12 protein-coding genes and 1 pseudogene are annotated in these 12019 nt (G+C 34.1%); 8 read left to right on the plus strand and 5 right to left on the minus strand.

Annotation, left to right across the window (positions count from 1 at the left end):
• Positions 1–7: 7 nt before the first annotated feature.
• Positions 8–1168: an acyl-CoA dehydrogenase family protein gene (locus tag ACYQ3X_RS01595; protein WP_460180094.1), complete on the plus strand. Its 1161-nt coding sequence runs from the start codon at positions 8–10 to the stop codon at positions 1166–1168.
• On the opposite strand, the gene ACYQ3X_RS01600 is transcribed toward ACYQ3X_RS01595, so the two are convergent.
• Genes ACYQ3X_RS01600 through ACYQ3X_RS01615 form a run of 4 tightly spaced genes read right to left on the minus strand, consistent with a single transcriptional unit; the run spans position 1148 to position 5520 of the window.
• Positions 1148–2203, minus strand: coding sequence for a class I SAM-dependent methyltransferase (locus tag ACYQ3X_RS01600; RefSeq protein ID WP_460180095.1), 1056 nt, complete (start codon positions 2201–2203; stop codon positions 1148–1150). The two genes, ACYQ3X_RS01595 and ACYQ3X_RS01600, sit on opposite strands and share 21 nt — an antisense overlap.
• A complete protein-coding gene (gene nadA / locus ACYQ3X_RS01605; RefSeq protein WP_460180096.1) occupies positions 2203–3114 on the minus strand; it encodes a quinolinate synthase NadA in 912 nt (303 codons plus the stop codon). The genes ACYQ3X_RS01600 and nadA overlap by 1 nt, the downstream gene beginning before the upstream one ends.
• Positions 3099–3779 carry a lytic transglycosylase domain-containing protein gene (locus ACYQ3X_RS01610; protein ID WP_460180097.1) on the minus strand — a complete coding sequence of 227 codons (681 nt, stop codon included), beginning with the start codon at positions 3777–3779 and terminating at the stop codon, positions 3099–3101. Before ACYQ3X_RS01610 ends, nadA begins: the two co-directional genes overlap by 16 nt.
• A 43-nt stretch (positions 3780–3822) precedes the next feature.
• Positions 3823–5520 carry an ABC1 kinase family protein gene (locus tag ACYQ3X_RS01615; protein ID WP_460180098.1) on the minus strand — a complete coding sequence of 566 codons (1698 nt, stop codon included), beginning with the start codon at positions 5518–5520 and terminating at the stop codon, positions 3823–3825.
• 287 nt (positions 5521–5807) lie between these two features.
• On the opposite strand from ACYQ3X_RS01615, the gene ACYQ3X_RS01620 reads away from it, so the two are divergent.
• The 5 genes and pseudogenes from ACYQ3X_RS01620 to ACYQ3X_RS01640 all read left to right on the plus strand — a co-directional run bounded on the left by ACYQ3X_RS01620 (position 5808) and on the right by ACYQ3X_RS01640 (position 9938).
• Positions 5808–6074, plus strand: coding sequence for a co-chaperone GroES (locus tag ACYQ3X_RS01620; protein ID WP_353684277.1), 267 nt, complete (start codon positions 5808–5810; stop codon positions 6072–6074).
• Positions 6075–6092: 18 nt separating this feature from the next.
• Positions 6093–7715 (plus strand): chaperonin GroEL, encoded by a 1623-nt coding sequence (gene groL / locus ACYQ3X_RS01625; RefSeq protein ID WP_460180099.1) that lies wholly within the window; start codon positions 6093–6095, stop codon positions 7713–7715.
• Positions 7716–7792: 77 nt separating this feature from the next.
• Entirely contained in the window at positions 7793–8452 is a 660-nt protein-coding gene (locus tag ACYQ3X_RS01630) for a response regulator transcription factor (RefSeq protein WP_460180100.1), read from the plus strand.
• A 3-nt stretch (positions 8453–8455) separates the two neighbouring features.
• The gene (locus ACYQ3X_RS01635; protein ID WP_460180101.1) at positions 8456–9349 is read left to right on the plus strand and encodes a histidine kinase; all 894 of its coding nucleotides are present in this window, start codon (positions 8456–8458) and stop codon (positions 9347–9349) included.
• 31 nt (positions 9350–9380) lie between these two features.
• Positions 9381–9938, plus strand: a pseudogene (locus ACYQ3X_RS01640) (Uma2 family endonuclease).
• A 4-nt stretch (positions 9939–9942) separates the two neighbouring features.
• Here the strand turns inward: ACYQ3X_RS01640 and ACYQ3X_RS01645 are convergent.
• Positions 9943–11121 carry a PD-(D/E)XK nuclease family protein gene (locus ACYQ3X_RS01645; RefSeq protein ID WP_460180102.1) on the minus strand — a complete coding sequence of 393 codons (1179 nt, stop codon included), beginning with the start codon at positions 11119–11121 and terminating at the stop codon, positions 9943–9945.
• 129 nt (positions 11122–11250) lie between these two features.
• Here ACYQ3X_RS01645 and ACYQ3X_RS01650 point away from each other — a divergent pair, with 129 nt between their 5' ends.
• Positions 11251–11622 (plus strand): hypothetical protein, encoded by a 372-nt coding sequence (locus ACYQ3X_RS01650; RefSeq protein ID WP_460180103.1) that lies wholly within the window; start codon positions 11251–11253, stop codon positions 11620–11622.
• 100 nt (positions 11623–11722) lie between these two features.
• Entirely contained in the window at positions 11723–12016 is a 294-nt protein-coding gene (locus tag ACYQ3X_RS01655; RefSeq protein WP_460180104.1) for a hypothetical protein, read from the plus strand.
• Positions 12017–12019: the final 3 nt, after the last annotated feature.

Below are 12019 nucleotides of genomic sequence, written 5' to 3' on the forward strand. Positions count from 1 at the left end.
GTCAGAGGTGGATTATTTTTTAACTGAAGAGCAAAAAATGATAAAAGACCTGGCAAGGCAGATTGCAGAGGAGCATGTTAAACCTGTAAGAGCAGAGCTTGATGAAACAGGTGAATTTCCATGGGAGATTATGAAAATTTTAGCTCAGGCTGATATGTTCAGAGTATTTATTCCAGCTGAATATGGAGGATTGGGGACAGGAACTCTTGAACTCTGCCTTGTAGTTGAGGAACTATCCAGGGTCTGTCTTGGAGTATCAACTACCTATGCTGCAAATGCTTTGGGAACTTATCCAATTCTTCTTTTTGGAACTGAAGAACAAAAGAAAAAATACTTACCAGACATAGCAGATGGTAAACGCCTTGTTGCTTTTGCACTGACAGAACCAAATGCTGGAAGCGATGCTGGAGGAATTCAGACAACTGCTACAAGGGATGGAGATTACTACATTCTCAATGGGAGAAAACAATGGATAACAAACGGAGGAGAGGCAGAAATTTATACAGTTATTGCTCTAACAGATAAAGCTAAAGGACCAAGAGGTGCATCAGCATTTATTGTTGAGAAAGGAACTTCTGGTTTCAGTTTCGGAAAAAAAGAAAATAAAATGGGAATAAGAGCATCAGCAACAAGAGAGTTGATATTTGAAGATTGCAGGGTCCCGAAAGAAAATATGCTCGGTAGAGAAGGTATGGGATTTATTGTTGCAATGAAAACACTTGATCAGAGCCGGGTTGGTGTGGGAGCACAGGGAGTTGGCGTTGCGCAAGGAGCTTTTGAAGAAGCTGCAAGATTTGCTAAACAGAGAATACAGTTCGGTCAGCCTGTGATAAGTTTTCAAGCAGTTCAACATATGCTTGCAGACATGGCAATTCAGATTGAAGCTGCAAGAGCTCTTGTTTATTCTGTAGCAAGATACATTGACAGCGGAGCAAAGGATATTACAAAAGCCTCTGCAATGGCAAAGACCTTTGCAACTGATGTGGCTATGAAAGTAACAGTTGATGCTGTTCAGGTTATGGGTGGTTCAGGATATATGAAGGATTATCCTGTTGAAAAGATGATGCGAGATGCAAAAATTCTTCAGATATATGAAGGAACAAATCAGATTCAAAGAAATGTCATAGGACAGGCAATTATAAAAGAGTTAACGAAAATGGGAATCTAAATTTTTTGATAAAATCATTACTTTGTGTGACTCCCCCATTCCCTGGGGGAGCACAAGTCTTTTAAAAGACTGTATTAGATTTCTTTGGTAAATTTCCTTTAAAACAGTTTCATTACAAAGGGAAATGAGATATTCACTCTGAGAGAAATATCCTTCACACTTAAATCCTGATTCTTCTGCCCATTTTTTTAATGCAGTAAAGTTTACATGAGCTGTTATGTCTTGCTTGCCGATGTTTATATAGGGATTTTCATTAATTGTGTGCTTATGATAGCATAGTAATGTTCCTTTTGTTCTGTCTGGATGATAGTATTCCTGAGAGTTATATCCATAATCAAATATCAAAACATAGCCATTTTCCAATTTTTTACTCATAGTTTCAATCAAGAATTTCATTTTTAAATTTACTTCTGAGCGATACCCTTTTATTTTCAAAACCCATGGAGCAAACTCTTTAATATACTGCAGTGTATCTGTTCTACAGGGCAAAAAGATTTCAATTAATTCATCATTTTTAAAATCTACATAAATCTCCATAACTTCTTTTGAATCATATATTTCAAAAACTCTTACAGGTAAGGCATCAAAAACTTCGTTACATATAAAGACTCCTCTGAAAGGCGATAATTCTTCAATTGAATTATACCATTGAGTTTTATCAAGATAAGGATTAAGATGTTGCCTTTGTATTTTTCTCATTGAAGGATTTATTTCTACAAGATTGTATCTGAGATTGATGGAGCTCTCATCAAGAAGATCTTTTGCAAGATATCCCATGCCAGGACCTATTTCAGTTACAGTAAAATTCTGAGGGCAGTTAAGTTTTTTATAAAGGTTTTTTATCTCTTTACTCAATAAAAATCCAAAAACTGAACCAAGATGGGATGCTGTGAAGAAATCTCCCTGTTTTCCAATTTTTATATCATTTTTTGAGTAGTAGCCAAGCTCTGGAAAATAAAGAGCCATTTCCATGAATTCATCAAAGGGGATAGGCCCATGTTTTTTTATTTTCTCAATGATTATTTCTTTAAGCATCAAGACATAAGAGTGAACATTCTCTGAACAGCTTCATAGGCTTTTATTCTTATATCTTCAGGAACTTTAATTATATATTTATCTTCTTTTAATGCTACAAGAACGCTTTCAAGAGTTGTGATTTTCATATTTGGACATATCATTGTACTCTTAAGAGGATAAAATTTTTTATCTGGATTTTCTTTTTTCAGTCTGTAAAGAAGTCCAATTTCTGTGCCAATTATAAATTCTTTAGCCTGAGATGCCTTAGCAAACCTTACCATTCCACTTGTAGAGGCAACATGATCCGCAAGTTCAATAACTTCAGGACGACACTCAGGATGAACAACAACCAGAGCATCTTGATGAGCCTTTTTAGCACGAATTACATCTTCTTTTTTTATCATATGATGAGTTGGACAGAATCCATTCCAGGGAATAATCTCCTTGTATGGAACCTGTTTTTTTACCCAGTCTGCCAAATTTTTATCAGGAACAAAAATAATTGAGTCAAAGGGCACAGCTTTCACAATCTGAGGAGCATTAGCAGATGTGCAGCATGTGTAACTTAATGCTTTGACCTCTGCAGTGGTGTTAACATAGGAAACAACAGGAAAAGACGGATATTTTTTTATCCATTCTTTAAGTTCTTTGATATTTACTGTATCTGCCATTGGACAGCCAGCCTCAATTTCAGGAAGCAGAACAGTTTTATCAGGATTAAGTATTGCAGCAGTTTCAGCCATAAAATGAACTCCGCAGAAAACAATAACATCACATTGAAGTTGAGCTGCCTGTCTGCTTAATTCAAGAGAATCCCCTACAAAATCAGCAATATCCTGTATTTCCTCACGTTGATAATTATGAGCAAGAATTATGGCATTTCTCTGTTTTTTTAGCTTTTTTATTTCTTCTACTATTTTGTTGTCCATATGTACATGTCCTCCCTGTTTGTGTATATAACAGTTCCGTCGGAAAGTATAACAGCTTTAATTGGTCTTTTAATTTTGTACTGAGAAGCACTTCCAGAGTATCTTAAAGATATTTTTCTTACATAGTTCTGCGTTTCTGAAATATTGGGAATTCTTCCAAGAGTTTCAACAAGACCTGGACCAGCATTATAGGCAGCAAGGGCAAGTTGAAAATTTCCATTAAATTTTTCAAGAAGATATTTCATGTATCTTATTCCACCATCTATGTTTTGAACAGGATCAAAGGGATTTTTTACGCCCATAAGAATTGCAGTGCCTGGCATAAGCTGCATTACTCCCATAGCACCCTTTGGTGAAACTGCATTGGGATTCCAGCCGCTTTCTTCCCTTATCATCTCTTTTATTAACTTAGGGTCTATGCCGTAAAATCCAGATTTTTCCTCAACAATCTTTTCAAGCTCCTGCCTTGATATTGATGAAGCTGTGTTTGATGAAGAGAATTTTTGAGGTTTATGTGTTTTTTTTAAAGATATTTTCCTTACTTTTTCTTCACAGAGATTTGTATAAACCCTTTCACCATCAATTATCTGAACACAAATTCTGTCAGCAAAGGCATTACCAGTTAAAAATATTAAAAATGCTACTATTCGTAAAAATATAAACATGTTAAATTATATCAAATCTTTAAGAGCAAAACAACCACTGTGATTACAATTTTCCAGATCTTATTATTGATATAATCAACCATAAACCAAGAAAAAAGGCAAATACACCTGTAATAAGCCCGAAAAGAGAGATTCCATATATTAAAGGTTTTACCTCAGTTGCATGCATTATTGCTGAACTAAGGATCATGGCGCTTACAATAAGAGCAAAGGCAATTTTATTGCTTGCTTTATCAATATCTTTTATAAATTCAGGAAGATTAACATGATACATGCGGACAGTTATCTCATCTTTCACAGCCTTCCTGAGAAGTGTTTTAAGCTGAAAGGGAATATTCAGAGCAGCTTCTTTAAATTCATTCAGTGCTTTAAGAGTTTTGTTCAGATAAAAATCAAGATGCAGTCTCTTTGATATAATTTTTTTTGCATAGGGCTTCAGTAATTCAATAATTGATATTTTCGGACAAAGCTGTCTTGTCAATCCTTCAAGCATTATTAAAACCTTGTCAATCAATAAAAGTTCAGGAAGAAATCTTAATCTATGCTTTAATGCTACTTTCATAATTGATTCAATGAGTTCTGATATTTTAATCTCCTCAATTCTGTAAGTATAAATTGGAAAAAGAAGCTCTTCAATATCTTCTTTTAGTTCTTTTTTAAGTTTTTCTTTATCAATCTCCTCAGGAATAATGCCAAGCTTGAGATACTCTGTTATTAATTTCTCAGTATTCTGATTTATTATAGCCAGTGCTACATTTGCATAAGCTTCTTTAAATTCCTCATCAATTCTTTGAACTATACCAAAGTCAACCAGCGCTATGCAGGAGTTATCCATTATAAGAATATTGCCAGGATGGGGATCACCATGGAAAAAGCCGTAGTCAAAAATCTGCTTAAAATACATATCAATTAAACTATTTAAAAGTGTTTCAATATCAAAGCCTTTTGCTTTAAGTGATTCTACATCATCTATTCTGATTCCTTTAACTTTTTCCATAACGAGAATTTTTTCAGTAGTAAACTCTCTAAAAACATAGGGAATATAAACTTTTGGATCATTTTTAAAATTTTCCCTGAAAACTACTGCATTGGATGCTTCTCTTCTGAAATCAAGCTCTTTTGTAATAGATCGCGAAAACTGCTCAACAATTCCTACAGGATCAAAAATTTTACTTTCAGGAACATATTTTTCAATAAGTTTAGCAAGACTATGAAGTATTGTAAGGTCAAGCATAATCTGTTGTTTTATACCAGGCCGTCGCACCTTTACAATCACTTCTTTACCATCTTTTAATACTGCTTCATGAACCTGTGCAATTGAGGCAGAACCAAGAGGCTCAGGATTAATGCTTTCAAAAATTTTTTCAATGCTTACTCCCAGCTCTTTTTCAATGATTTCATAAACTTTTTTGGTTTCAAATGGAGGAACCCTATCCTGAAGTTTTTTAAATTCCTTTGCATAGGCAATGCTTACAAGGTCCGGCCGTGATGAAAGAAGTTGTCCAAGTTTTATAAAAGTTGGACCTAACTCCTCAAAGGCAATTCTAAGTCTTTCAGCAGCAGTAGGAGCTTTATAGTAGGGCCATCTTCCAAAACTTTTTATTCTTTTCTTTAAAGCTATGAATCTTCCAAGATGAATTTGGTCAATTATCTGGCCAAATCCGTGTTTTATGAAAACATTGATTATTTCCTGAAGCCTTTTTGCTGAATAATAGGTCTTTTTAATTCTAAAGAAATCCATTTATTGAAACTATTATAACATGGAATGACTTTTTTCTCATTCCGAGCCATTCAATGATTTTTCTATTGTGATTCTGAGCATCTTCAATGATAATCTTAGGATTGAAAGTATTTTAAAGAAATACAGCAAAAACTAATAAAAAATGAAAATATCACATCAAAATAGTTAAAATCTGGCAATAAATTGTTTTATTTAGCCTTGATTGGAAATCTAAATTCAGGTTATATTAGCACTCGGTAAGATTAGTTGCTAATAATTCATTAAATAAAATAAAAAGGAGGGAGGATATGAAGATTAAGCCACTTAAAGACAGGGTAGTTGTAAAGTTTTCATCTGAAGAGCTTGAGAAGACTCCAGGAGGAATCTATGTACCTGATGTGGCAAAGGAAAAACCTCAGAAGGGTACAGTTATTGAGGTTGGCTCTGAGGTGAAAGAAGTAAAGGTAGGTGACACTGTTCTTTTTGACAAATATGCTGGTTCAAAAATTAAAATTGATGATGTAGAGTATTTAATTATTAAAGAAGAAGAAATTCTCGGAATAGTAGAAAAATAATAAAAAGGAGGGGATGATATGGCAGCAAAGCAGTTAATATTTGGTGATGCAGCAAGACAGTCAATTCTTAAAGGTGTTACAATTCTTACTGATGCTGTAAAAGCAACCTTGGGACCAAGAGGAAGAAATGTTGTAATTGAGAGGAAATTCGGTTCTCCCAATGTAACAAAAGATGGTGTTACAGTTGCTAAGGAAATAGATCTGAAAGATCCTTTTGAAAACATGGGTGCACAGCTTGTAAGGGAAGTTGCATCAAAAACCTCTGATGTAGCTGGTGATGGAACTACCACTGCCACTGTATTGGCTTATGCCATTTACAAAGAAGGTCTTAAGTATGTTTCAGCAGGTGCTAATTCAATGGATCTTAAGAGAGGAATTGACAAGGCTGTTGAAGCAGTTGTTGAAGAGCTTAAGAAGATTTCAAAGCCTGTTGCAGATAAAAAAGAGATTGCACAGGTAGGAACAATTTCTGCTAATAATGATGCTTCAATAGGAGAACTTATCGCTGAGGCAATGGATAAAGTGGGGAAAGATGGCGTTATTACTGTTGAAGAAGCAAAAGGAATGGCAACAACTCTTGATATAGTTGAGGGAATGCAGTTTGACCGTGGATATATCTCACCATATTTTATAACTGATCCTGAGCGTCTTGAATGTGTTCTTGAAGATGCCTTAATTTTAATCCATGATAAGAAAATTTCCAGTATGAAGGACCTTCTTCCAATTCTTGAGCAGATTGCACGAATGGGCAAACCACTTCTTATTATTGCAGAAGATGTGGAGGGTGAAGCCCTTGCAACACTGGTTGTAAACAAACTAAGAGGAGTGCTTCAGGTTTGTGCAGTAAAAGCTCCTGGATTTGGAGAAAGAAGAAAGGCAATGCTTGAGGATATTGCTATTCTTACAGGTGGAACAGTAATTTCAGAGGATCTTGGAGTTAAACTTGAAAATGTAAAGATTGATGATCTTGGAAGAGCAAAGAAGATCATTGTTGACAAAGACAATACCACAATTGTTGAAGGAGCAGGAGATCCTCAGAAAATTCAGGGAAGAATTAAACAGATAAAAGTTCAAATTGAAGAAACAACCTCTGATTATGACCGTGAAAAACTTCAGGAAAGACTTGCAAAACTTGCAGGTGGAGTTGCAAGAATCAATGTGGGTGCAGCAACTGAGGCTGAGATGAAGGAAAAGAAAGCAAGGGTAGAGGATGCTTTGAATGCAACAAGAGCTGCTGTGGAGGAAGGAATTGTTCCTGGTGGTGGAGTAGCTCTTTTAAGATGTCAAAGGGCTCTGGAGAATTTGAAGGCTGAAAATCATGATCAGCAGCTTGGTATTGAGATTGTTAAGAAAGCTCTGGAAGAGCCTATAAAACAGATTATTGCCAATGCCGGTGTTGAAGCCACATTGATTGTTGAAAAGGTGAAAGAAAACAGCAACATTAATTTTGGATACGATGCATATCAGGAAAAATTTGTAGACATGATGGAAGCAGGCATTATTGATCCAACAAAAGTTACAAGAACAGCTCTTCAGAATGCTGCTTCTGTAGCAGGATTGATGCTTACAACAGAAGTTTTAGTATCTGAAATTCCAGAAGAAGAAAAGAAACCACCAATGCCTTCACCTGATATGTACTAAATTTCATAAAGGAGCAGACATTAAGTCTGCTCCTTGCCTTCTTGAAAAACCTCATGAGTTAATGTAATATTCAATTGATGAAAATTCTTCTCATTGAAGATGATAAAGCTCTTGGTGAAAGCCTACAGGAGTATTTCAAACTCAATGATATTGAAACAGTATGGATTCATGATGAAAGAAAGCTTCCAAAGCTTCTTAAAGTTTATGAATTTGATGTGATTGTTCTTGATCTTATGTTAAATTTTTCTCGTGGAGAAGATTTAATAACATTTCTTAGAGAAAATAAAATAAATACGCCTATTTTAATTCTTACAGCCAAAACCGAGCTTTCCAGTAAAGAAGAATGTTTCCTTAGAGGAGCGGATGACTATCTTACCAAGCCTTTTGAACCAAAAGAATTACTACTCAGAGTTAGGGCATTAAGTAAAAGAATTCAAATAGAAACTGTTTTAAGGATTGGAGATGTTACAATTAATATTGATGCAAAAACAATCTGGAAAAATAACAGAGAAATAAAAGTTTCAAAAACAGCATGGGATTTACTAACTTTATTGATAAAAAGAAAGGGAGAGATAGTTAGCTCTGAAACAATTCTGAACTATGTGTGGGGCGGAAAGGCAGTGGGTGATGAAGTTGTAAGAACCTATATTAAAGAGCTGAGAAAAATTCTGCCACATGACAGTATTAAAACTTACAAAGGAAGAGGATACAGATTAGACAATACTGAGGAGAACTAAATATTGAATTTTCAGCTAAAAATATTTATTACATTTGCAATTTCAGTGGTGCTTATTTTTTCTATTATAAACTTTATAACAATAAATTTTTTCAAAGAACAACAACATAAATACGAAGAAGAAACTATTGCTTTATACAAGGAAATCTTAAAACAAAATAAAACCTATCAACTTCCCAACTACATAAAAGCATATGAGAATGAACTATTTTTTGAAGAAAGTTATATCAATGATAGATTTCAAAGATTTTCTAAGACCATACTGATATGGGAAGTTTTACTTATTCTGGTTTTAAGCTATCTTTTTTATAAAATTTTGAATATAATAAGCAAAAAAGAAAAGGAAGAAGAAGAGTTTCTTAAATTTCTTTTTTTTGTTCTTTCACACAAAATCGGTAATTTTCTTTCAACGATGAATACAAACATAGAAATATTGAGATTAAAGCCAGAAAGCAGAATTCTTGAGAGAATGCAAACGAACTGTAATATTATTGGTGCTGAATTGCAAAAAACAATGGAGACAATCAAAAAACTTCCAAAAACTTCCAGAACAAGGCAAAAAATTAATCTGAGAGAATTAATTAAAAGTATAATATCAAAATCTGCAGCTGATAAAAAATTTCTTTTCAGTGAGAAAGAAGTTTTTATTTATAATAACTTAGAAGTGATTGAAACCATAATCTTTTTACTACTTGACAATGCCTTTAGATATGCCTACAGCAAAATTCACATAAAAATTTTCAGGAATGCCGTTGCTATAAGAAATGATTTTACTGAGATTGTCAAAGGCTCTGGATTGGGTTTGCAGATTGCAGAATATCTTTGCAGAAACAACAAGCTTCAACTAAGATACAGGGCAAAGGATGAGCATTTTATAGCGGTATTGATTTTCAATTGACAAACAACATAGTTTAGATTTACATTAGACTATGGCTGAGGCAGTCTTAGAAAAGAAAAAATACAACTATCAGGACTACCTTAATCTTTCCGATGAGGTAAGATATGAGCTCATTGAAGGAGAGTTAATCATGACACCGTCACCAAATATTAAACATCAAAGAATTTCTGGAAATCTTGAATTTTACTTAAGAAAATATGTTACTGAAAATTCTCTTGGAGAGATTTTTGATGCTCCATGTGATGTATATTTTGATGATGAAAATGTTGTCTAGCCTGATATATTTTTTATATCAAAAGAAAGAGCCCATATCATTGGAGAAAAAAACATTAAGGGAGCACCAGACCTCATAATTGAGATAATTTTAGAGACTTCCACATACAGGGATTCAGTTCAGAAAAAGAAACTTTATGCAAAACATGGAGTAAAAGAATACTGGATTGTAGCACCAGATGATAAAATGATAGAAATTTATATTTTAAGAGAACCTGGGCAGTATGAACTAAGACGCACCTATTACGAAGACGATGTGGTGGAATCAGAGATTATAAAGGGATTTAAACTTGCCCTGAAAGATATTTTTGGATAAAGTTTTAGTTAGAGCTTTGCAATTCTTTAAATTCTATTTCTTCAGGATAACCATAAACTTCTATACCATAAGATAAAGCAAACTCTCTTGCTCCGCTCTCTATCATAGGTGAGATTATAATTTTCCTGTGTACTTTTTTACCCTCATTTTTTTCATAGAAATCTATTTTTCTTAAAAAAGTAGCCACATCACCTTTGCTGAATGAGGATTTAATTTCAGCAACAATTACTTCACCATCTCTTATTATAAGATCAAGCTCTACTTGATCAGGTCTTCCAAAAACTGAGCCTTTCTTGTCTTTTTCGCAGTATTTTATGACCTTGATTGGGAAGCTTTCTTCAAGTATTCCTTTTATAGCTTCTCTGAAGGATGACTCAGCTCTCAGTCCCCACCTGGCTCCAAGAGCACCAATGGTTGTATCATGTTTTCTATGAAGAAGCTTTATTTCTTCCAGTATAGAATTAATAACCATTTGATTTTCTTCCCATCTTTTTTGATTTTCCTCCCACTTTTTCTGATTTTCTTCCCATTTTTTGTTCCATTCAGCTTGGGTTTTCTCCCATTTTTTGTTCCATTCAGCTTGGGTTTTCTCCCATTTTTTGTTCCATTCAGCCTGCGTTTCTTCCCACTTTTTATTCCATTCAGCCTGCGTTTGCTGCCATCTTTTCTGATTTTCCTCCCATCTTTTTTGATTTTCTTCCCATTTTTTGTTCCATTCAGCCTGCGTTTCTTCCCACTTTTTATTCCATTCAGCCTGCGTTTGCTGCCATCTTTTCTGATTTTCCTCCCATCTTTTTTGATTTTCTTCCCATTTTTTGTTCCATTCAGCCTGCGTTTCTTCCCACTTTTTATTCCATTCAGCCTGCGTTTGCTGCCATCTTTTCTGATTTTCCTCCCATCTTTTTTGATTTTCTTCCCATTTTTTGTTCCATTCAGCCTGCGTTTCTTCCCACTTTTTATTCCATTCAGCCCATTTTCTTTCACTTTCCTCTCTCTGAAACTGTATTTCTTTTAAAATCTTTTCAAAGCGATCCTCTGTCTGTTTTTTATCCGCAAACCGCTCCTGCAAAAGACGATATATTGTTTCTCGCATCTTTCTATCTTTTTTTATAAGCCCTGGAAGCTCAGTGAGAATTATCTGCTTTATTTCTTCTTTTGTAATTTGCTTTTCTGATTTTCTCATAATTAAATTTTCACAGTATTAGGCTAAAAATGTCAAATTGAAATATGCTTTTCTTTTATAACTCCGCTCATACGCTACTGTTGCTCAAGAAAGATTAATCATCATATCAATTTTGTGGTATAATTGTCTATGCCTGTGATAGAAATAGAAGTTTACGAAGCACTTAAAGACAAAATTGGAGAGGGTTCTGCAAAAACTCTTCTTGAATTCATTGATTTAAGAGTAGAAAAAGAATTTGAAAGAAAAAAGGACATTCTTGCCACCAAACAGGACATAGCTGAATTGAGAAGTGCCACCAAACAAGACATAGCTGAATTAAGAAGCGCAACCAAGCAAGATATAGCTGAATTAAGAGCTATTACAGAACAAAAAATTGCTGAAGTTGAAGTTAAAATTGAAAAAATAAAAACAGAACTTGTTAGATGGATGTTTATGTTCTGGGCAGGTCAGATTGGAGTTATTGTTGCAATTCTGGCTTTATTTTTCAAAATTATGAAGTAAACTCTTTTATAGCAATTTGGTAGTTTTTCTCTCACATAACTTTCACGATTTTTATTTATTCATCTGCTACAATATAGTTAAGAAAAACCGGAGGTTAAAAGTGAGAGGCTTTTTCAGTGCTTTTTTAATAATTTTTTCAATAATTCTAATTCCAGTTACTGCCTCATGTGTTGATGAACTTTTTCTTACAGGAAAAGTTATTCAATATGAACCAGATACAGGCAAGATAAAAATAGAAGTTTTGAGTTCTTCCTGTAAAGGTTTGAGGGAATTTTTAACTGAAAAAGGACTCCCGAAGGAATTACTTATCCACAGAGTAATTGATTTTGGAATTGATTCAGACCATTGTGATAAGCACAAAACTTATAGAATAACAACTCCACTTTTAAGGTGAGGT

The sequence above is a fragment of the Thermodesulfovibrio sp. TK110 genome, assembly GCF_054658355.1.